Origin of the sequence: Methanolobus sp. ZRKC4 (assembly GCF_045291305.1) — an archaeon.
In the GTDB taxonomy this organism is placed as follows: Archaea; Halobacteriota; Methanosarcinia; order Methanosarcinales; family Methanosarcinaceae; genus Methanolobus.
Window position 1 is genome coordinate 1,664,041 of the sequence record NZ_CP146983.1, and the last position, 20,818, is coordinate 1,684,858.

Annotated in this window: 23 protein-coding genes; 16 read left to right on the forward strand and 7 right to left on the reverse strand. The window is 37.1% G+C overall.

All coding sequences use genetic code 11. From position 1 onward, the window contains the following. Positions 1-176 precede the first annotated feature (176 nt). Genes V7O67_RS08650 through V7O67_RS08685 form a run of 8 tightly spaced genes read left to right on the forward strand, consistent with a single transcriptional unit; the run spans position 177 to position 7,156 of the window. A complete protein-coding gene (locus V7O67_RS08650) occupies positions 177-764 on the forward strand; it encodes a hypothetical protein (RefSeq protein WP_406669874.1) in 588 nt (195 codons plus the stop codon). A gap of 34 nt (positions 765-798) precedes the next feature. Then, positions 799-1,713, forward strand: a complete 915-nt coding sequence (locus tag V7O67_RS08655) for a V4R domain-containing protein (RefSeq protein WP_406669875.1) — start codon at positions 799-801, stop codon at positions 1,711-1,713. An 8-nt stretch (positions 1,714-1,721) separates the two neighbouring features. Beyond that, positions 1,722-2,087 carry a hypothetical protein gene (locus V7O67_RS08660; RefSeq protein WP_406669876.1) on the forward strand — a complete coding sequence of 122 codons (366 nt, stop codon included), beginning with the start codon at positions 1,722-1,724 and terminating at the stop codon, positions 2,085-2,087. Beyond that, the gene (locus tag V7O67_RS08665) at positions 2,084-3,163 is read left to right on the forward strand and encodes an RAD55 family ATPase (RefSeq protein ID WP_406669877.1); all 1,080 of its coding nucleotides are present in this window, start codon (positions 2,084-2,086) and stop codon (positions 3,161-3,163) included. The genes V7O67_RS08660 and V7O67_RS08665 overlap by 4 nt, the downstream gene beginning before the upstream one ends. Positions 3,164-3,187: 24 nt before the next feature. Further along, positions 3,188-3,955, forward strand: a complete 768-nt coding sequence (locus V7O67_RS08670; protein WP_406669878.1) for a hypothetical protein — start codon at positions 3,188-3,190, stop codon at positions 3,953-3,955. Between the two features lie 14 nt (positions 3,956-3,969). After that, positions 3,970-5,766, forward strand: coding sequence for a hypothetical protein (locus tag V7O67_RS08675; protein WP_342305236.1), 1,797 nt, complete (start codon positions 3,970-3,972; stop codon positions 5,764-5,766). A gap of 18 nt (positions 5,767-5,784) precedes the next feature. Then, positions 5,785-6,546 (forward strand): GNAT family N-acetyltransferase, encoded by a 762-nt coding sequence (locus V7O67_RS08680; protein ID WP_342305234.1) that lies wholly within the window; start codon positions 5,785-5,787, stop codon positions 6,544-6,546. A 28-nt stretch (positions 6,547-6,574) separates the two neighbouring features. Beyond that, a complete protein-coding gene (locus tag V7O67_RS08685) occupies positions 6,575-7,156 on the forward strand; it encodes a hypothetical protein (protein WP_342305233.1) in 582 nt (193 codons plus the stop codon). Between the two features lie 42 nt (positions 7,157-7,198). Here the strand turns inward: V7O67_RS08685 and V7O67_RS08690 are convergent, their stop codons facing one another. Continuing rightward, positions 7,199-7,885, reverse strand: a complete 687-nt coding sequence (locus tag V7O67_RS08690) for an ATPase domain-containing protein (RefSeq protein WP_342305232.1) — start codon at positions 7,883-7,885, stop codon at positions 7,199-7,201. Positions 7,886-8,248: 363 nt separating this feature from the next. Here V7O67_RS08690 and V7O67_RS08695 point away from each other — a divergent pair, with 363 nt between their 5' ends. Both V7O67_RS08695 and V7O67_RS08700 read left to right on the forward strand, forming a co-directional pair. After that, positions 8,249-8,656, forward strand: a complete 408-nt coding sequence (locus V7O67_RS08695) for a hypothetical protein (protein WP_342305230.1) — start codon at positions 8,249-8,251, stop codon at positions 8,654-8,656. A gap of 5 nt (positions 8,657-8,661) precedes the next feature. Next, complete coding sequence (locus V7O67_RS08700; RefSeq protein WP_342305229.1) at positions 8,662-9,387, forward strand: MinD/ParA family protein; 726 nt, start codon at positions 8,662-8,664, stop codon at positions 9,385-9,387. 16 nt (positions 9,388-9,403) lie between these two features. Here the strand turns inward: V7O67_RS08700 and V7O67_RS08705 are convergent, their stop codons facing one another. Beyond that, positions 9,404-10,078, reverse strand: coding sequence for a hypothetical protein (locus V7O67_RS08705; RefSeq protein WP_406669879.1), 675 nt, complete (start codon positions 10,076-10,078; stop codon positions 9,404-9,406). A 198-nt stretch (positions 10,079-10,276) separates the two neighbouring features. Here V7O67_RS08705 and V7O67_RS08710 point away from each other — a divergent pair, with 198 nt between their 5' ends. Continuing rightward, on the forward strand, positions 10,277-10,402 hold the full coding sequence (locus tag V7O67_RS08710; RefSeq protein WP_406669880.1) for a hypothetical protein: 126 nt from the start codon (positions 10,277-10,279) through the stop codon (positions 10,400-10,402). After that, complete coding sequence (locus tag V7O67_RS08715; protein WP_406669881.1) at positions 10,399-10,611, forward strand: hypothetical protein; 213 nt, start codon at positions 10,399-10,401, stop codon at positions 10,609-10,611. Before V7O67_RS08710 ends, V7O67_RS08715 begins: the two co-directional genes overlap by 4 nt. A 25-nt stretch (positions 10,612-10,636) precedes the next feature. On the opposite strand, the gene V7O67_RS08720 is transcribed toward V7O67_RS08715, so the two are convergent. Then, positions 10,637-11,017, reverse strand: coding sequence for a transcriptional regulator protein (locus V7O67_RS08720; RefSeq protein WP_406657692.1), 381 nt, complete (start codon positions 11,015-11,017; stop codon positions 10,637-10,639). A gap of 102 nt (positions 11,018-11,119) precedes the next feature. Further along, positions 11,120-12,274, reverse strand: a complete 1,155-nt coding sequence (locus tag V7O67_RS08725; RefSeq protein WP_406669882.1) for a DUF2117 family protein — start codon at positions 12,272-12,274, stop codon at positions 11,120-11,122. 79 nt (positions 12,275-12,353) lie between these two features. On the opposite strand from V7O67_RS08725, the gene V7O67_RS08730 reads away from it, so the two are divergent. Both V7O67_RS08730 and V7O67_RS08735 read left to right on the forward strand, forming a co-directional pair. Next, entirely contained in the window at positions 12,354-12,659 is a 306-nt protein-coding gene (locus V7O67_RS08730; protein WP_406669883.1) for an MBL fold metallo-hydrolase, read from the forward strand. 112 nt (positions 12,660-12,771) lie between these two features. Next, complete coding sequence (locus V7O67_RS08735; RefSeq protein ID WP_406669884.1) at positions 12,772-13,251, forward strand: metal-dependent hydrolase; 480 nt, start codon at positions 12,772-12,774, stop codon at positions 13,249-13,251. 361 nt (positions 13,252-13,612) lie between these two features. Here the strand turns inward: V7O67_RS08735 and V7O67_RS08740 are convergent, their stop codons facing one another. Together V7O67_RS08740 and V7O67_RS08745 are read right to left on the reverse strand one after the other, a co-directional pair. Then, a complete protein-coding gene (locus tag V7O67_RS08740; RefSeq protein WP_406669885.1) occupies positions 13,613-15,199 on the reverse strand; it encodes a sodium:solute symporter in 1,587 nt (528 codons plus the stop codon). After that, complete coding sequence (locus V7O67_RS08745; protein WP_342305214.1) at positions 15,199-15,324, reverse strand: symporter small accessory protein; 126 nt, start codon at positions 15,322-15,324, stop codon at positions 15,199-15,201. Before V7O67_RS08745 ends, V7O67_RS08740 begins: the two co-directional genes overlap by 1 nt. A 677-nt stretch (positions 15,325-16,001) precedes the next feature. Between V7O67_RS08745 and V7O67_RS08750 the strand changes: the two genes are divergently transcribed. After that, a complete protein-coding gene (locus tag V7O67_RS08750; RefSeq protein ID WP_342305212.1) occupies positions 16,002-19,373 on the forward strand; it encodes a NosD domain-containing protein in 3,372 nt (1,123 codons plus the stop codon). Between the two features lie 332 nt (positions 19,374-19,705). On the opposite strand, the gene V7O67_RS08755 is transcribed toward V7O67_RS08750, so the two are convergent. Continuing rightward, positions 19,706-20,388 (reverse strand): IS1 family transposase gene (locus tag V7O67_RS08755; RefSeq protein WP_406669886.1). Its coding sequence is split into 2 segments (ribosomal slippage): positions 19,706-20,028 and positions 20,028-20,388, totalling 684 coding nucleotides; the frame shifts between segments, so codons are not numbered across the junction. 82 nt (positions 20,389-20,470) lie between these two features. On the opposite strand from V7O67_RS08755, the gene V7O67_RS08760 reads away from it, so the two are divergent. Further along, entirely contained in the window at positions 20,471-20,812 is a 342-nt protein-coding gene (locus V7O67_RS08760) for a hypothetical protein (protein ID WP_406669887.1), read from the forward strand. Positions 20,813-20,818 lie beyond the last annotated feature (6 nt).

Here is a 20,818-nt window from a genome sequence, read left to right on the forward strand (position 1 = left end):
ATTTTATTTAAAATATTCAAATGATATTTTTGTTTTTGAGTGATCAATTCAAATATTTATAAAATAAAAATTGACTTATTCTCTTTTTTCAATAGAAGGTTATTAATATGGCTAATACAATATTAGTTATAATTATAATACTAGATATATAATTTGTTTATATGGGGTATTTCCACATGGCTCAAGAGCAGGGTATAGCAAAAGTAGATCTGACTTATATTTTCAAAGCAGTAATGATGGGTAATTCCCTGTATTCGGATAACTGGGAAAAAGGTGTTCTTTACCTGACAAATCTTAACCTATGGTTCTCAGAAGGCGGTGGATGGGTGACCATACCGCTACAGAATATTACTATGGTAGGCAGGGAGGTAACTGATCCAATTCGTGTAAAGGCACAGCGGACGATTGGAACTTCACATGTATTAATGATCGATTATCTCCAACCATCATCTGTTGTAGAAGGGGCAACAGCTCCAGCTACTGCATTATTGGCAGGCAATGAGGCAGTGATCAACACTTTAAAATCTTATCTTCAGCCAATGTGCGGTACTCCGCCTAAAAAGCAATCCCTTTCCGACCTGGATAAAAAATTGCTTTACATGTTGTACACAGGTGTCAATGATATGCAGAAGCTTGCTTTCTTCATTGGAGCTGACACCCAGACTCTGGCTGAAAGTTTCAAGAACTTACGGGAGCAAAATCTATGCGATACTTCAGGTGCACTTACAGAACAGGGGCAAAAACAAATTAGGGAGATGATGTGAAATGAACTTAATCACCAAAAAGGAGGTCTTTTGAGTGACTGACCCAGGTCTTCCTCCTTTCATGACTGATTCAGCGGGAGGTCCGCCCGCTATGTCTGAAGGCAGCTTTGCACAGTCTATGGGAGCCTTTGGTACACTTCTTAAAGTTCAGCAAAACATAACTGAAAGGTTCCCCAGATGTAAGGTTCCCTGGGGTGGAACCAGAGACTTCCTCAAGGCAAGCACCATTGAGATGATAAGAGCTACTTCACTTTACCGTTTCCACATGGATTTCTTCCGGGAAATAGGTCTTGGCAACATGCAACTCATCTCTTATGCACCGATGAACTATATTTTTGCAGTTCCGAATAATCCAATTTGTAATTGTTATCCTGCATTGAACAATCAGAAGGTATGTGTAGCTACCACAGATGCACTGCACAGGTTCTTTAAGGAGGAGCTGGAGCTTGACTGTTCAGTTGAGGAAATAGAATGCATCAAAAATGGTGATCCTGTATGCAAGTTCAAGGTGGCATTGCAGCCCATATCTGCCTACCAGATAATGCTGGATGAGCAGGACAAGATGATCCTTTCCGGTGTTCGTCCGCCTGTTGAACAGAATGAACTCATTGAAAGAGTGAAAGCATTAACAGTGTATAAATTACTGGACAATGGCAAGTTGTCTGAGATCGGGAATGCCTACATGCAGTTTGCAGGAAACATGAATGTTCAGGAAAAAGTATTCGATCCTCCCTGGAAACTCAAGGAAGAACTCTCTTCAATTGCTGATAAACATAGTACTTTTGGTGGTGCATTTGGTGTAATGGCCAAAACAGTGCAGGACCAGCAAAAAGATGAGGTTGTACCTCCTCAACCGGCTGTCTCCGAGGAAACGCAAAAATTGCAGGAAGAAGCCAAAAAAACAGATAGTTTTGCCGAGCTTCTTGCAAAAATGAAAAAAAATCAGTAGGGATATGAATGTCAGGTTACAGGTCAGTTTCATTGAATAATCACCTGGGAGATTTTGTAGGTGAATTTGTAAGAGTGGTCACGGATAAGTCACATTACAGGGGCGAATGTGTAAGGATCGACCAGAAGAACAACAATGTTCTTTTAGTAAATGTTGTAAAGAAAAATGAAACAGGATGGACTGAGCTTAGTGATCGGATGTTAGTAATGGGTTCTGCAATAGAATCAATCTATATTGAGAAAAGTTTCCCCTTTGACAGTAATGAATCAGTAATACTTGCTATTGAAGATGGTTCATTACAATCGGATTCCAATCCTGCGATAAAGGAATTGGGTAATTTAAATGAATTAGGATTTCCGGAGGAACAGGTATGAGCAGCGAGAAAAGAATACCGACTGGCATCGCAGGCCTTGACAGGGTCATCGAAGGAGGTGTTCGTGATAATACCACATTGCTTGTGGTAGGTTCAAGTGGTACTGGAAAATCAACATTTGCAATGCAATATCTTACCTACGGGCTGGAACATGGTGAAAATGCCTTGTACATCAGCATGGAAGAACCTCCTGAACAGATTCTTCGTGAGGCGAGGATGCTTGGTTTCAATCTTGACAAATTCTATGAGAAAGAATTATTCTTCTTCCATTCCAAAGGTAAGGATTTCGTAAAACTCGTCGATGAGCAATTGCCGGCACTTGTAGAAGCAAATAAGAACTTCTCTGTTAAGACACGTGTTGTTATTGACCCCCTCACTCCCCTTACATGGGCTATCAACGACAAACAGGAACAGCGTGAGATTATTACTAAATTATTCTATACGATGAAGCAATTGGGTCCTGTGTTGATAACAACTGAGGAGCATGCTTCACCCGGTGAAACTATCGGTGAGGATGTGCTCATACCCATATACATGTCTGACGGTGCTGTCCATCTTACCTACCGGCCTATTGGTGGTGCTTTCAACAGGGCTCTTGAGATCGTGAAAATGCGTGCCACAAGACATGGAGAGGAAGTATATCCCTATATTTTTGTACGGGGTATAGGTGTTGTTGTCAGGACCACTCCACTGGTATCGGCAGAGGATATGCGCAAATATGACGATCTATTCGACAAGGCTATCAGGACTGCAGCTGATCTCGGGGCAAATGAAACAGTACTGGAACGTCTTGCTTATGTAAAGGAAAACTGGTCCTATCCGTTCTCACCGAAAGAAACACTGCAGATATTCTTCGAATCACAGGGACTCACTGATACATTAACCAAAGAGGATCTTGCAAAAAGGAAAGGAGAGGAAGAAAGTTCTCCGGAAGTCCCATTAGATATCGGTGAACTATCCGGTGGAACCCTGCAAGTTGAAGATGTCGAGCTTATGCCGGAGGATGTACTGCCCTCAGATGATGAAGGATTGATAGAGATCGAAGATCTTCGTGAACTGGAAGAATTGATACAGTAACGATAATAAGGTACGGTGAAGCTGGTGGCCAAAAAGACAAAGGATGATCTGGAAGACGTATCGCTTCTGAAATTTGCTCTGGTCTCACAGTTAAAGAGGACCTATAAGGCCAGTGAGGTTGACGTAATAATGTTTGCAGGTGCCGATGGCAGGATATATGCTTCATATATCCCGGAGAGCATCGGGCCTAAAATCTTTGAGCTAACAAACCTGATCAGCCATAACCTGCTTCATGTAAGTCAGCAGCTTGCAATGGGCCTTCGCCGTTCTGTCATTGAGTATGATTTCGGGACCGTGATATTTTCATCCGTTGGTAAAGGGGCCCTTTTGATTTCTCTTTTCACCGGCAAGGCAGATCTTTCGGAAGACATGAACAAGATTGATATCGCTAAAAGTGTGATGCAGCATATCTTTGAACAGCGTCCTATGACAGCAGAACAGTTGGCAACCTATCCTGAAGAAGTAGCTGCAGAGTTGCGTATATTGTCTAAGATAGTGTTCAATGAAATGTATACCCAGTCGTCTGAATATAAAAAGAACATGGAAATACTTGCCGATATCAAGGAAAAGATAACAGGTGTAATGGGCAGGGGTGAAGTTGAACAGGTACTTGCAATGGCGTTTAATGAAATAGCATCATCTCCCAAATGGATGACCGAAGATCTCTGGCCTTTACTTCTGGAGATGATCATAAGGGATCAGATACGTCCTCTGCATGGTGATTATGTTGCTGATATGTGTGAAGCTGAATGGATACCGGACATTAAGCACAAACTGGAATCATTTGTATGATATGGTGATCTGCTATGGACGATGAAATATATGCCTCTGAAGTCTGCAATTCGGAAAGCCCGATTTATGGTGAGGAAGAATCAATGGAAACAGATGATTGTGCAGTTGCACTTCCAGAAGACATTCCTGATACAGATATGGATCAGCTGATAGTTGACACTGAAGACAAAAAGGGTGATTTGGATAATGCGTGTAATCCTGACAATGAAAGTGAATTGAAGTCTGATAATTCCAATTCTTTGATAGTCATTACTGAAAATTCAGATAATTCTGTTTCTGCTGAAGATTTTAGCCTGGAAAGTTCTTCAGAGAGTAATCCTGAAACTTCTTTTCAGGAAATAGATAAGGCTACGTTATCCAGGCTAAAAGAAGCTGAAATGCACAATGTTGAAATGGAATCCAGATTACTTGCATTCGAGGACAGGTTCACTGAGCTTCAAACAAGAATGGATGAAAGTCTTAATTCGAATGGAAATTTACTATCTTCTATAGAGGATGATCTTCAAACAAGAGCCAATGAGGCTGATCTGAAACGACTGCAAAATGATTTCAATCAGTTTTCCAAAAGGCTGAAACGTGTTGTTCAAGCAGAGGATTCGGTAAATGCAGAATCTCTTGATGCAACAAAAGTGCCTCCTGATGTTCTCGAAATCACCTATGCAAAAACCCTAAATGATGTTTATGCTGCCATGCTTGGTATATATGGCGACAGTGAAGCTGCTGAGATGGTGGAAGATGCCAGGGACAGTGTACGCCAGTTCAGTGCGGGTATTGATTTTTTCAGGTTTGAAGATGATTCTTTTGTAATAAGAGGTCTTTCTGAAGCTATATCTTCCAAAATAGTTTCTGTAAAACAAATACATGGGACCTATATAGAACTATTCAAAATACTTTTCCAGTATGTTCCTAACTATAATTCACAGGATTTTCGCTCATTTGTTGAAACAGGTAGCCGGGAATACACAATTAAAAAAGTAGTATTTCATGAAGGACGTATTGATAAGATTATTTCTGAGATTGACACCTTCAGGGATGAAATATCTAATATCACGGAAAATGTCAGTTTTATAGCTGAATTGCAAAATAACCAGCTTGAAGAAACAGCTTCTAATTCCCAGGAACTTGGTGAGATCAGGGAACAGATGAAGAGTGTAGCAAAGGCTGTTAATCTGCACACAAAGGCAATAAAGAAGCTAAGTAAAACTCTTGCTGAATTTCAGGACTTCCCTACTGCAGAAAACCGTGTTTTGGAAGTCACTGATCTTCCTGATCTATCCAGAATAGAGGAAATGCTGGTCACAAAGGCAGGCAGGGATGAAATACTGACAATATCTGGTGAGATGGAATCTTTCAAAGCCAATGTGGAAAATATGTTCTCTACAATACAGCAACAACTTCAGGAGAGCATGGTAACTTCCCAAAGATTAAGTGGAATCGAGGTCGATTTATCTGAAGTACAGGAAGGACTTCATACTCTTAATGTTTTACAAGAGTCGAAATCTACAAATGTTGTAGAAGAGCTAAAATCCATAAATTTTATAGACGAACCAAAACCCATAAGTGTTGCAGAAGAACCAAAACCTGTAAAACTTTCCGAAATTCCGATAGAGGATGCAATTACCGGTCAACTATCGATTCTTGGTTCTGCAACCCTCAAGCAACTTGAAAAACAGATACAAGAAAATGGATTTTCGATTGATTTTGAAAAGTTATCCCTTGTAATAGCATATCTGGAACAGGAACAACTTGTTAGTTCCACTAAAAAAGGAAGGTACACTTTTTACTCTGTTACAGAAATTATGAATGTTTGAAAAATCAGATGATAAAAAATGTTAGTTGAAGGTTTGAATATGCTGCACATGGCTGGAAATGTCAGCTATGGTATATTGGAAAATGGCTCATCGATAGATCAGCTTAATATAGATATTGGACAATCTAATAATGTCGGTTTCAATTATTTCCATAATAAGTTTGGGATGCCCTACGACTTTCTGTTGAAAAGTTCAATAAACTCTGGTCACTCCCTTTTTGTTGCTGTTCAGGGTTCTGATCAACTTCTGGGTTTTGCACGATTTGAAAAAATATCAGACGAAACGCAGAAGACCTACAGAGGTAAAACTAATATTATTCACTATTCTGTTCATCTGCTCAGGAGTATAGAGATCCATCCGGCTCATCGGCATGTGGGTATAGGACGTTTGTTGTTCTCGATCGCTGTCAAACACTTGAAAACCAACGTTATAACGTTGCCTGATAACTCTGGAGCCGCTAATTTCTTTAAAGAAAAACTCAAATTCAAGCTACTAAATCCAAGTAACAATGGTCTTTCTTCCAGATACAAGGATTATCTGATACTTCCATATCCGCGTGCTAAGAATATGTTAAAGACCATGGCTGTCAATTATCCGCGAGTAGTTATGCCTGAGCTTATAGGCAAATATGAGTCATTGAAGTTTAAATCTAATATGGGTAAGTCTATATCAAAGGAAGATGTCAGTGAGTTCCAGATTCTTTTTGAAAATTCAAGGGAACTTCTGGATAATAATCTAATGCATGAAATGGATTTATTTATTAAAGTATTTGATAGCTAATTAATGGTACTATGATCCAGGTGATATTTTGGCAAATTTAGATGTTCAGCGTTTGCGTAAGAATTTATTGAAATATTATGGTAGATATAATGTATTGCCTGGCAATACTTATGAACTATCCGATGACATGAATATTGAAAATTGCGTTGCTGCTATAGATAATATTACAAAGCATATTCTTAAGCCTACAGAAAGGAATATACGTCTGGAATTATCGCAGATGTTCAAGGAGTGTGAGAACCCTCAAATTCCTTATTTTGAAGTTGTAATGGACATCATGCAATTCATGAATGAATTTGTTGGAGATCCTCATACTGTGGAGCTAATCTTTGCTAGGGTCAATAATGATGTTGCCAGGAAAAAACTTGAAGTCGATGACAAATTATACTATAAAAATAATGAGTGGACTTCTAAAACAGCTGAATCAGCAATGCAGAAATTAAGAGATTCAGGAACTGAACGTGATTATCGGTTTATGATTGACCAACTTACAGAGGTCCTTTCTCACTTTACGAGTAACGAAGGAATAAAAAACGTACGGATGAAACTTAATAATATTATAAAAAATCATAGCCAACGTGAACTTAATGCCATGGATCTTCAACTTTAATTTGAAGCTCACTGCTTTGAATTATTTGTTAATACTAAGAATTTAAAGGATAATTCCATTTTCTGTGATGCTGAATTTATGCTTTCCCATGGAAAAATCACTTCCTCTCTCCTTGATGATCTCAAGATATCTTTGTGCGGTCTTTTCTTCACTTTCAGTATCAAGCGAAATCACTGTATCAAACATGTATGGCCATACGCTAGAGTTTATGCTTAACGCAGGTATCTCGGCGGTGGCTATTAGTAACATGTTACCTTCATGGAACTCCTGAAATAGATTCAGGATAAAGGACCTTAATTCACATTTATGGAATGGTCTCTCATCAAATGTACTTTCAATATCTTCCAGAATATTTATAGTATCTATGACGACTCGTGATATTTCATGTTTCAGTATATTCTCATTTAAATATTCAAATATGGCAAAGTCTCCTTTAGCAACTACATCTGAACTAATGGAACATATCTTTATTTTATCATTCGTAAGATCTTCATCATAAAATGAAAAAGAGGATAAAGCCCGGATTATTTTATCTTCTGATTCTGAGAGCAAAGATACATAAGCACATTTTTCTCCCTGATCTGCTGCATTGAACAATGATTGCATACACATGTTTGTCTTGCCTGTTCCACATGAACCTGCAATGAGGATTGATGATGGCTTTATATACCCCCCATGGAGAAGCTTATCAAGCTTTTTGATATATGATGGGGTTCTCTTATTTTCCATTGATTTTGTTTACGCTTTGATATTTTATAAATTTGTCGTAAATCTAAAAAATATTGTAACTATTCAGCCTGGCACGATTTGCCTATTGGTACTGATTTCATCGAAATAGAGATGTCTGCTCACTAACAATCTAACAATCAAAAAAGCAATCAATAGCAACAATCAAAATAAATGATCCTAATGAAATTTACGTTTCAACTTTTTGTCAAGATTGTTATTGATAGCGTTTTTATCAGGCTGAATAGTTACAAAATATTAAATATTTATTAGCTGATATTGCCAAACGTATTTGAGCAACTTTATATATTATCAGTTCAATTTAAATGGATATAAATAAAAATCACTTTCTTTATGTTGATAATCATGTCTGAGCTGCATAATAACAATAGAATTTTAACATATCTTGATGATATGAACGAGCGTTTGAATTCGCTTGAATTGCGTATATCTGAGCTTGAATCTTCTAATTCCCCACATGTAAATGATAAAATGGCTGTTTATCTCACAGTTCCTGATTCTATCCGCAAATCTTTATTTGCTGTTTCCAAACTAAAATCTTGTACAGCGGATGAGGTTAGCGCGATAACAGGAAGGCACCGTTCAATAGAAAACAAGTATCTTAATGAACTTTATAGAGCTGGATGGCTTGAAAGAGAACGAAAAGGTAAAAAAATATACTATTCACTAAGTGAAAAAACAGGCAGTACAAACAATGAACATTGGTCTGCAGTAGAAGAAGTCGAAAATAAACTTGACAGGTTACTTGGGTGAGTTCAATGTTATTAAGTTTTCATTCTTATAAGGGCGGTACCGGCAAGACTACTTTTGTTGGGAACCTTGGGATTATGCTGGCTCAGCAGGGTAAGAAAGTGTGTATCATCGACACTGATGTAAACGGACCGGGTATACATTCGTTATTCGACATCAGGTATGATATGACGCTAATTGATTTTCTTCAGAGTGCTTGCAGTGCTGACGATGTCGTTTACAGGTATGATGATACTAAAGTTTATATTGTTCCTTCCAAAGCATGTGAGGAGGATATCTCTGCCATGTTCAACACTCCGGGTGAAGCCAAGCAAAAATTGCTGGAACTTGTCAAGAAAATAGGTAAAAAGTTCGACATCGATCATTTCCTGTTCGACTGCAGTCCAGGTATCAATAAGTCCAGTCTTCTAACTATGAATATAGTTGACAAGGCGACAATTATATCCACAATTGATATTCAGGATATTAGAGGTACTTATTTGTTATCAAGCATGTCGGCTAAACTGGGTACTCACGCTTCTCTTCTTTTTAACAGGATTCCACTGGAAAAAAGAGACGATATAAATGAGATAGTTACTGACTTTAGTAAGAAGCTTGGCACAGAGCTTTTAGGAATTATCTCCTATGATGAGTCCGTAGCAAGAACATGGTCACGAAAAATACCTATGAAGGACAATCCGGATTGTGAATATTGCACCCAATTAAAAATGGTGGCAGAAAAATTAATTAAATAGAGAACAAAGCCTCTAATTACATAGAGGTTCTGTATTCTTCAATACTCTGACCTACAATTTTGTCAAGTTCTTTTTTTTCTTCTTGGGTCAGGCTGAATATCTCTTTTATTTTATTTATGTCATTTTGCATGTAAGGTTCAAGATGTAATCCATCTTCATTTAGATAATACTTTATGTCAATGAGATCATCACTCATTTTTTTAATTCTTTTGTTCTTCAGTACAAATGTGTTTTCAAAGAATTGCATGATCTCATTTCTTATTAGAGAATTTGTTTCATCTGCGCTGATCATACTTATTGCCGGACTCTTGCTTTCTCTACTTTTGCGAAGCAGTACTGAAAGAAAATTAATATATGGTTTGTTTTGTTCATGCTTTAAGTTAGTCAGGTCTTCAATAAATATCAGATGTCTGCTCTTTGAAATTAATTTTTCAATTTTAATCAGGACACTGGTAAAATTTCTGAATACATGGATAGAAGCAACGCTATCTAAATCTGCATAGTTCTCTTTTTCGTTTTCATTCCAATAGATTCTGATAACTGGCAGAGGTTCCTTCTTTTTCATCTCTTGTATGGTCTTCTCTGTAAGTTCTGATACTTTTGAATCAGTGTCGTAACAAAAAACAGAGTTTGTTTCCTCAATCAGGGTGAGAAAATTTACCAATGTTTGATTTTGATTATTAGTGTCCATTTAAATCTTTGTCGCAGTCATTTTATTAATCGCTATGTATAATATTACTGTCATGGGTAGGATTTATAGCTTTCTAAATAATCCTGTAAATATTAATAGTTTCAATATTTTGTTATTCTAATTTAAACGGGATTTCAAGACTTTATTCCCGAAAAGGTTAATACATATTGCAGCAGATTAATTTTGAGGTGCTTTAGTATGTCAAAGTTCCAGAAAAGAGGTTATGAAAGAAAAGGTGAAAAGAAAAACGTAGAATTAGAAGAAAAGCTGCTACAAGAAAACCTCGATGACCTTAGGTCCACGGATGGTGAGGCCACAGATTGACTATAGACCTCGATATTGAACTGATCAATTCGGAACTTTCAAATAAAAAGTTGAATGTTCCGGGTGGAACTACATATGAAAAAGTATTGGACCTGCTTGATATTAATCAGGAAACGGTCCTTATTTTAAAAGAAGGGCAGGCCGTTCCATTTGATGGAATGGCCGTGTCCGGCAACTTAACTATAATGTGTATAGCATCACAGGGTTAAAATTTACCGGGCACAAATGAAGATATCACATTTTACGTGTGATGTTCTTCAGTTTAGTAATGGCATCCATTGTTGTTTTTGTATCTTCTATGATCTTGCGCTCATAGTGCTTGATGATATCTTCAACCGGTGCGGAGAGCTTGTAGATCTTAGTAGGTCTGCCCTTTCCAACAGCTTTCTTGTTGTGGATATCAATCCAGTTTCTTTCGCGCATCTGTCTCATAGCAACACTAACTTCCGGCTGCCTGAGTCCGGTGCTCATCTCAATTTCCTGTGAGGATGCTTCATCTACATTTGAGAGATAAGTGAGTGTTGTTGCGACGTTCCTTGACATTCCCAGACTTTTCAAAGCTTCAATGAACTTATAGTCTGTGTCATCCAGTATTTTGACTTCATAGTCTTTCATAATAACCCCTTATTATATATCTTGCTCATTTTGAGCTCTACAACATAGTATGCAATTATTATATTTAAAGTTATATATGCTCATAATTAAAACACTTAATAATTAATAATCTGTTCTAAAAATGGAACATTCTTTCGATACTGCGAATATTTTATTCTTGAGGATGTTTATGGAATTGAAATAAGCAGACTCTTTTCCATTAAAAACCTGATTTTTTATTTCTTTCCCAATAATATCATCGTAACCAGGTTTCAATCTTAGTACAGTAGAACCTGGGTATATGTGTTTGTTATGTGAAAAACCGTCTATATCCCCATCTGTAATTCCTATTATGGGAATTTTAAGCCTGTAAAGTATATCCCCTGCAAGATCAGTTGTATCATCCCCGATTGTTACAGCAACCTGAGCACATTTAACTAATTCAAAAGACCTCTCAGCTTCATGGTCAATTATGACTGCTTTTATTTTATCTCCTGAATCCAGAGAATTTTTTTCTTCATTTAATATGTATTTTAACTCTGTCATGTTTTTGCGAACAGAAAAGTTATTGCCCCGCAAAGATCCGCTTTTCACCCAGCATGCATTAAGGTCAATGGGAATTTTCTGTTCGTATCTGTGAAGCTTTTCGAGTCCGTGTTCTTTGACCTTTGCACCCTTGATATTCTTAATAAAGCCATTTTCAGTTACTATCTGTATATCTTCGCTTTGTGCAAAACCCACAATTATTCCATTGACCATTATTTTCTCTCCAATATGCACACCATAGACGTTCCTTATAATGCGATGATTATGGTCTTCAACGCTTATTGGTATAATAAGGTCAGGTACATCGGTAATTTTAAGTTCTGTGACTTTGGCCATTTCCAATGCAAAGTCAATAGATCTTGAATTCCACGGTACGATCTTTCCATCGGGAGAACCGGGTCTTTCAATGTGGATAAATGGTTTTATGTTGCGGTCAATTAGTTTTGAAACTACTATATTTGCAAAAATAATCCCATTATTTGTTGTTTTTCCATGGTTCAGCAGAATAACGATATCCTTTGTTTTGAAAAACTCTTCTATACAACGGCTTGGCTTCAGGCTTTTTCGGATATCAATGATATCTTCAAGATGTGCATCAAGAACTGCTGTTTTACCAATAGTTCCAGCCATTATGGCAGATATATTCCCGTAATCATTCAGTTTATCGAGTATTATTTTTGCCATTCCGGAATCTACAACATCCGGTCCGTGAATAACAATTCCAATTTCCATATATTTCTATTTTAGGTTTTTTTACAATTATAGTTTCCTGCCGATAATCTATTATCCTGACAGACATATTCTGGGATATATGAATGATATCCGATTAACTTGGCTTGGGCATTCATGTTTCCAGATAGATGCTGCAGGGATCACTGTTCTTATAGATCCTTTCATAACAGGTAATTCGGCAGCTACGGTCCAACCTGAAGACCTTGAACCTGATATCATTGCAGTTACACATGGCCATGGTGATCATCTCGGAGATACTGTTAGCATAGCAAAGAGGACAGACTGTACTGTTGTCTGTATTCATGAACTTTCCCAGTATCTGAAATCCAAAGGAATACTGACTGAAGGAATGAATATCGGAGGTTCTATTGAGCTTGAAGGGTAACTATTCAGCCTACCACAATTAGCCTATTGATACTGATTTAATCAAAACGGAGATGTTTGCTCACTAACAACCTAAGAATCAAAAAAGCAATCAATGGCAACAATCAAAATTAATGATCCTAATAAAATGTAGGTCTCAACTTTTTGTCAAGATTGCTATTGATAGTGTTTTTATCAGGCTGAATAGTTACCTTGAAGGTATCCTTTTTACGATGACAGATGCCCGTCACTCATCCTCAATAGATGAGTCTGGTCATACTTTTGATGGGGGACGTGCAGCAGGTTTTCTTATCCGTGCAGGGAATATTTCTATTTATCATGCAGGTGATACCGGTATTTTCAGAGACATGGAATTGATAGGTGATCTTTATCGCCCGGATGTTGTGATACTTCCAATAGGAGGGCGGTATACCATGAATTCCCGGGATGCTGCGCTTGCAGTTGAGATGATAGGTCCTCGAATTGCAATTCCTATGCATTACAATACATTCGATATTATATCTCAGGATCCTAATATTTTTAAGAATTATGTAAATAGATTGTCTGATACAGATGTTGAAATCATGGAAATTGGCAGCTCCATTATTTTATAAGGCTATGTGTATAAAATATTTTAGTCTTTTATAATATTCCTATGGTTAGATTTATATTTCATCGTGTCGAATGTACCTTAGGCAAAAGTCGATTATAATTATTAAAACATATATCCCCTCTAGTTCTCGTCATAGGACTTTTGCCTTTATATTAATAATATTAATTTTATATCTTTTAATCTTGAATCTATTTGTTTTTTTATTTTATTCAATACTACAAAATAGAAAGTATCTTTATTGTGTTATATTTTATACTGATAAATGGCTGGAGTTTTTGGAAACAGCATGCTTATTTTAAATTGGAAAATGTCATCGATATAAAATAGAATTATTGGGCATTCAGTGCCCAATTAAAATGGCCTTATTTTTCAAAGCAATTCTCAAGATGATCCATTGGTATTGGTTTTGTTGCCAGGCTTACGACGATTGCAGCAATGAAAGCCAGAGGTGTGGCAACGAGTATCGGATCAACAACTGTCCATGTGCCTGTCAGTAGCGTGTCAACTCCGAATAGGGCTTTACTAATTCCAAGGGGAACTGCTTCTTTTGCGTGCACGAATCCAAGCCAGAATAAGCTGGCGAATGTTCCTACCAGCAAGCTGGCGATTGCGCCTTCCCTTGTCATGCGTTTCCAGAAGAGCGCTCCTGCGTATGTAGGAAGGAATGCAGCGGCACAGAGCCCGAAGAATATTGCAGTTGCTCTGGCAATTATGCTAATTGGCAGGATGTATGCGAGTATGACACTTACAAGAATTGTAAAGGCTATGGCTATCTTGGTGATATTAACCGTTTGGCCTATATCTCCTTTTTTAATGAATTCCCGGTAAAAATCATGTCCTATAGCCGTTCCCATTGTATGGAACTGTGAACTCAGTGTTGACATCGCAGCAGCAAGCAAAGCAAGCATGAACAGGACAACAAAGATGTCAGGCATGGAGCTATTGATGTATTCGGGTATTATCAGGTCAGTATTACCGCCGGCAACTACAACGGAAATCTGTTCCAGGGTATCAAAGAAGTAAACATTTGAAAGTGCACCGACTGTGAAAGCCACTCCTGTCATCATCAGTATGAATGGTCCTCCTACCAGTACGGCTCTATTGAGGGCTTGATCGTTTTTGACAGTCATGAATCTGACGGCAAGCTGGGGTTGTGCAAGTACTCCTATTCCCACGCCAAGCACAAGCGTTGATACAAGCGTCCACCATATGGGTGATCCGAATGCAGGCATGGCTGTCCATCCGAGATGTCCCCCGTTGGCAAGACTTTCTGGAACCATGCCACTCATTGATGTAAGTGCCGAATGAGCTGCATTTATGCCTCCGAGTTTAATATAAGTAAATATAAGTAAAAATGCCATTCCGACGAACATAAGACTTCCTTGCAGGGCATCTGTATACATGACTGCAATAAGTCCTCCGGTTATAACATAAGCCGCGACAATAACAGTAAGAATAAGCACAGCAACATCATAATTAATATTGAGGGTTGATTCCAGGAACCTTGCTCCTCCAATAAGTACAATTCCTGCGTACAGTGGCATGAATACGCCTATAAGTGCTCCTGAGAAGCCCTGGATAAACCTTGACTGGAAACGTCTTCCAATTAGCTCAGGAAATGTAACTGCATTGAGATTCAGACCCATACGGCGGGTTTTAGAACCGAATACTACGAATGCTATGAATATCCCAACAAAGATGTTCATAAAAGCAAGCCATAACAGTCCCATACCAAGAGCACCGGCAGCTCCGCCAAAACCAATTATGGCAGATGTACTGATGAAAGTTGCACCATAGGACAGTGCAAGAATGTATGGGTGTATTTTCCTTCCTGCTACCATATAATCTTCGGTTTCTTTTGTTTTCGAATATCCAAGCCATCCAAGATAAAAAATAATCATCAGATAGACCAGTATGATTACTCCAAGTACAGGTGTGCTAAGTACCATTATGCCACCTCTCCATCGTCAGAGTCATCGTTCCATTTGAGGGCTCCATAGATTATGCAGCCTATGGCACTTACAAAACAAAGTATATAAGCAATCCATATTTGTGGGTCATCTATTCCAAGCATGTTTCTCCTTCCTTTCAATGTTTATAATAAATCATGATAATTGTTAACATGTCATTTGTTAGCATAACACTCTATTTAAACTTTAGTAAAAGAAATTGTACATACCGTGGCTGATAAAAATTAATCTGGATAAGAATATTTAGGGATTATTCCAGCAGTTTCAACTGTGTATCTAATTTTTATAGAAATTGTAGCAAAAGCATATTTTTATGGAGTAATATGAAAGGATAAAAAGGGATTTCTTGACGTTCCTGATTTCCCTAATAAAGGAAATCATCACTACTAGTGGATATAATATCCATTAAGGGTATTTCGTCATAGGTTGCCATAGTTAAAACTCTCATCATAAATAGGATAATACCTATATAATATCCATACTACAGTATATTATTCTCAATATATAATGATTGATCATTGTAGGTTTTGCTTAATGAAACGTAACTATTCAGCCTGATAAAAACGCTATCAATAACAATCTTGACAAAAAGTTGAAACGTAAATTTCATTAGGATCATTTATTTTGATTGTTGCTATTGATTGCTTTTTTGATTGTTAGATTGTTAGTGAGCAGACATCTCTATTTCGATGAAATCAGTACCAATAGGCAAATCGTGCCAGGCTGAATAGTTACAATGAAACAAAGAAAACTACCCACTTTAAATTACCAGGTTATAACAATGATATTACTAATATCATTTTTGTGTACTGGAACAGTTTCAGCAACATATATCGCCGTTGGACCTGATGAGGCATATACGAACATAACCTCTGCGATAGCGGCTGCAAATGATAGTGATATAATTATTGTAAGTGACGGTACTTACAATGAGAACATAGTCGTTAACAAAAGCGTCGCTATCCGCTCCCAGAACGGTGCAGCAAGCACTATTGTAAATTCGTTGTCAGGTAACCATACGTTCATGATAACTGCCGACAATGTTTCAATTAACGGATTCAATGTTACAAATGCATCCGATGGTATCAAAGCTGGTATTTACCTTTCCTCGGTTTCGAATTGCAATATTTCAAATAATGTAGTGACTGGAAATTATGCTGGTATTTGCCTTGATTCATCAAGTAACAATAGTCTAACAAGCAATAATGTCAACAGTAACGATGGTGATGGTATTGACCTTGATTCGTCAAGTGGCAACAACCTGACAAGCAACAATGCAATCAACAACGACAATTATGGCATCTCTGTTTCACATTCAAGTGGCAACAAACTGACAGTTAATAATGCCAGTGGTGATTATTATGGCATTCAATTTTATTACTCAGATAGCAATGAACTGATAGGTAACAATGCCAGTTATAATGATGTTCACGGTATTGCTCTTTCTAGCTCAAACAACAACGAACTGACAGGCAATACTATAATGGGTAACCCTTCTTATGGCATTTACCTTACTTCTTCAAGCAACAGTAACCTGACAGGCAATAATGCAAGTGACAATAATTGTGGTATTCGCTTTTCTTCATCAGACAACAACAATCTGGCAAACAATAATGCTAGTGATAATTATTTTGGTATTCGCTTCTTTTCCTCAAGCAGCAATAATATGACCGGAAATATGATGTCCTCAAATACCTATAATTTTAATGTTAATGTATTTAATTCAAATCTGGATGATCTTCTTCATGACATTGATGATAGCAACAAGGTTGATGGTAAGCCTATTTACTACTGGACAAACCGTACAGATGAAGAAGTACCTTCTGATGCAGGGATTGTGTATGTGGTCAACTCTAGTAATATTACCGTAAAAAAAATTGAAGTGACAAATGAATACAGTGGGATTAATTTTGCATATACAACTAATTCAACAATAGAAAACGTCACAACATCAGAATGTAGTTACGGTATTTACCTTTGGTCTTCATGTAACAACGAACTGACAAGCAATAATGTCAGCGACAATAACCGCGGCATTCTTGTTTCTTTGTCAAGCAGCAATAATCTAACAAGTAATAATGCCAGTGACAATAATTACGGTATCTTCCTTGATTCGTCAAGTGGCAATGAGTTGACAAGCAATAATATTAATAATAACGATGGTTACGGCATTTACTTTTCTTCCTCAGACTATAATAGTCTAACAAGCAATAATGCCAGTTATAATGAAGACTCTGGTATTTACCTTTCTTCTTCAAGAAACAATAATTTAACAAGTAATAATGCCACTGACAATGCCCACGGCATTTACCTCTCTTCTTCTTCAAGTAGCAATAATCTAACAAACAATAATGCAAACAGTAACGATGATTGCGGTATTTACGTTAGGTATTCAGATTATAATCATCTGACAAGCAATAATGCCAGTGATAATAATTACGGTATTTCCTTTTATTCCTCAAGTAGCAACGATCTGACAAGTAATACAATGTCATCAAATGTCTATAATATCTATGTATCAAGTTCAAATCTGGATGATTACCTTCATGATATTGATGATAGCAATCAGGTTGATGGTAAACCTGTTTACTACTGGACAAACCGTGCAGATGAAGAAGTACCTTCGTCAGCAGGAGTCGTATATGTTATCAACTCTACCAATATTACTGTAAAAGATATTGAAGTGACAAATGAATACAATGGAATTGTGTTTGTATACACCATTAATTCAACAATAGAAAATGTCACAACTTCAGAATGTAATTATGGTATTTACCTTAAGTATTTAGACTATAGTAATCTGACAAACAACAATGCCAGTGACAATAATTACGGTATTTATCTTGAACATTCAGACTATAATGATCTGACAAGTAATAATGCCAATAATAACAATGGTGACGGTATTTACTTTTATTACTCAAACTATAATAATCTGACAAACAATAATGCCAGTTATAATGATGATGACGGTATTTACTTTAGGTATTCAGACTATAATGATCTGACAAGTAATAATGCCAATAATAACAATGGTGACGGTATTTACCTTAGGAGTTCAGACTATGATAATCTGACAAGTAATAATGTAAACGATAACAATGAAAAAGATTTTTATGCCTACTCTTCTGCTAGTTGTTCAGTAGACCAATTTGCATTGACTGATAATTCGACACAACTCTCTTTTGTCACAGATTCATCATCAATCAGTATAATTGGATCTGAAACGAATCCAAATGTCCTTTCTGGAAAAACAAATGTAAATGGATATGCAAGCATTGCTAGGTCCGGTGATCTGAATGTTACCTTCTTCTATGATGATTCAGGAATGAGCAGTTCTGATGAATCTTCTGTGGCTTTGTACAGGTTGGATGGTTCTACGTGGCTTGGAGTTCCAAATGCTTCACTCAACACAAGTGGAAACTATTTGTCTGCTTCACTCTCTAAATTCGGTATATTTGGACTATTCAGGGATTCTGAACCTCTCTCTGATTCAAGGTCCGGTGGAAGTTCCGCATATGCAAGAACAATAGCACAGGGAACTATTACTGATATGACACTGGATGATGGTGGAGAGATAACAAAAGATAATACTGCAATTTCTTCAAATGGAAAGGCTACATTGGAGTTTAGTAAAGGAACAAAAGCTCTTGATTCCAGTGGAAATCCTGTTAGCAAGATAATTATAACCACTCCTGCATCCCTGCCATCAGACACTCCAAGAGAAGTTCTTGAATCTGGTCTTTATTATGATTTCGGACCTTCAGGCACCACATTCAGCCAGGATGTACCTATTACCATCGATTTCGATTCTGAAGATTTCGAGGGCAGAACTCCGGTGATCTACACCTACACATCCGAAGACGGATGGATTGCTCTGGAAACAAACTTGGATTGGGAAAATGGAAAAGCAATGGCTTACATCAGCCATTTCTCAATGTATGCACTGTTTGGAACCGATGAGGAAGAACAAGATGTTCTTGTTGCAGAATCAACAGATGTATTCGCTGACCCCACGGATGTTTCAGGTGAAGGGATACCTGTTGAAGAAGATGGTAGTTCAGGCTACATATACTGGATAGCAGTTATAGGGATTATCGTGGCTCTGGGAATCATGGTTGTAAAGAAGCAGAAAGGCGAAGAAGGACTTTAAGCCCTTTCTTTTTTTAGTATATCATTTATTTGGCTCTGTAGAAATCCTCTAAATTATGGGACAAATAACTGTATGTAATTATTCAAAATGTACTCGATGACATTGATATAATTTGTTAAATTAAGTCCACAAATACTGATTTTAATAGGTTTCCTACAGAGCCATTTATTCTCTATGTCAACCTACTTCCCATAATAAAGGAAAAATTGGAAATTGATGTGTATAAAAAAAGATTTAAATGTGAATGAATGTAATAAATTACTAGCATGGAAAAAGATAAAACAAAATTCAATTACTATCAAATCATTTCAATAGATTATTTTTCGGCATTGTTAATTAAACATAGCTAGTTCTTTATTCCTATATTTCATCAAGAGCAAAACGGAGATTTTTAGCATTTCAAGACTTTTAGTATAACACTTTGACTTTCTCCTTAGTCTTGCCAGGAAATGCCTAAATATGCTGTTGTATCCTTCAACAGTATATGTTTCTGCTTTTGATCGAGTATGGATGTTTCTGGGGACTAACTTGGCATATGCCCTCCAATAATCCGTCATTACTTCCCCAACCTCTTTTGTCTTTAACTTTTTCCAGAGTTTTTGTCCTGTTTTTGTTCCTCTGCTGCCAAAAGAGCAATCGATGAATTTCTTCCCATATCTATCAACAGCAATCCATATCCAGCAGTAGTTTTTTTATTCCCAATATAAGTATGCATCTCGTCCAATTCCACAACAGAAATCTCATTTTCACTTTTTAGATCCTCTAATTCACTACCAAATTTTCGAATCCATTTTTGAACAGAAACATGACTAACGCCCAAAAAACGTCCAATTGAACGAAATCCCAACCCCTCCAGATAGAGTTGTAAAGCCTGTCGCTTAACAGATACGGGGCTAGCGGTGGATTTTATATCTACTGAATAGTTGTATCCACAATCATGGCATTTGTAGCGTTGTCGACCATCAATCCTACCGTTCTTCTTATGACTGGAACTCTTACACTTTGGACAATTCATATATAAAAAGAGGCCATCATATTATATAACGATGTTTAATTACCAAAGCCTTTTTTTGACATTATATGCTATTTTTAATTATTTGAAAGTTGCACCACAGGAGGTTTTGTGGAGATTGAAAATCATCTCAACATCCATAATTGTTCTCTCGATAATCTTTTTGATTTGGAGGTGGCATTTCTTTCATGTTCTATACATGCGGAGTGTGAATGTCACCGGATATATTCATTCAGCAGATGCATTCAGAACTGGTGGTTCAAGAGTTGAATACAAATATGAGTATAAAGGTGAAAAGTACTGGAGAGGAAATGCGTTAACACATTCAGTATTTTTCAATTGTAATTTTCATGACGGTGACGAAGTAGTTCTCCAGATTGATCCAGAGAATCCCAAATGGGCGGTAATAAAGGATATTTATTTCTGATTTCTC

Coding starts and splice junctions, on each gene's coding strand:
- V7O67_RS08680 (WP_342305234.1), top strand. CDS start 5,785: ATGTTAGTTGAAGGTTTGAATATGCTGCACATGGCTGGAAATGTCAGC.
- V7O67_RS08745 (WP_342305214.1), bottom strand. CDS start 15,324: ATGCTTGGAATAGATGACCCACAAATATGGATTGCTTATATACTTTGT.
- V7O67_RS08725 (WP_406669882.1), bottom strand. CDS start 12,274: ATGGAAATTGGAATTGTTATTCACGGACCGGATGTTGTAGATTCCGGA.
- V7O67_RS08705 (WP_406669879.1), bottom strand. CDS start 10,078: ATGGACACTAATAATCAAAATCAAACATTGGTAAATTTTCTCACCCTG.
- V7O67_RS08730 (WP_406669883.1), top strand. CDS start 12,354: ATGAATGATATCCGATTAACTTGGCTTGGGCATTCATGTTTCCAGATA.
- V7O67_RS08690 (WP_342305232.1), bottom strand. CDS start 7,885: ATGGAAAATAAGAGAACCCCATCATATATCAAAAAGCTTGATAAGCTT.
- V7O67_RS08650 (WP_406669874.1), top strand. CDS start 177: ATGGCTCAAGAGCAGGGTATAGCAAAAGTAGATCTGACTTATATTTTC.
- V7O67_RS08720 (WP_406657692.1), bottom strand. CDS start 11,017: ATGAAAGACTATGAAGTCAAAATACTGGATGACACAGACTATAAGTTC.
- V7O67_RS08750 (WP_342305212.1), top strand. CDS start 16,002: ATGATATTACTAATATCATTTTTGTGTACTGGAACAGTTTCAGCAACA.
- V7O67_RS08735 (WP_406669884.1), top strand. CDS start 12,772: ATGATCCTAATAAAATGTAGGTCTCAACTTTTTGTCAAGATTGCTATT.
- V7O67_RS08660 (WP_406669876.1), top strand. CDS start 1,722: ATGTCAGGTTACAGGTCAGTTTCATTGAATAATCACCTGGGAGATTTT.
- V7O67_RS08700 (WP_342305229.1), top strand. CDS start 8,662: ATGTTATTAAGTTTTCATTCTTATAAGGGCGGTACCGGCAAGACTACT.
- V7O67_RS08740 (WP_406669885.1), bottom strand. CDS start 15,199: ATGGTACTTAGCACACCTGTACTTGGAGTAATCATACTGGTCTATCTG.
- V7O67_RS08675 (WP_342305236.1), top strand. CDS start 3,970: ATGGACGATGAAATATATGCCTCTGAAGTCTGCAATTCGGAAAGCCCG.
- V7O67_RS08695 (WP_342305230.1), top strand. CDS start 8,249: ATGTCTGAGCTGCATAATAACAATAGAATTTTAACATATCTTGATGAT.
- V7O67_RS08710 (WP_406669880.1), top strand. CDS start 10,277: ATGTCAAAGTTCCAGAAAAGAGGTTATGAAAGAAAAGGTGAAAAGAAA.
- V7O67_RS08665 (WP_406669877.1), top strand. CDS start 2,084: ATGAGCAGCGAGAAAAGAATACCGACTGGCATCGCAGGCCTTGACAGG.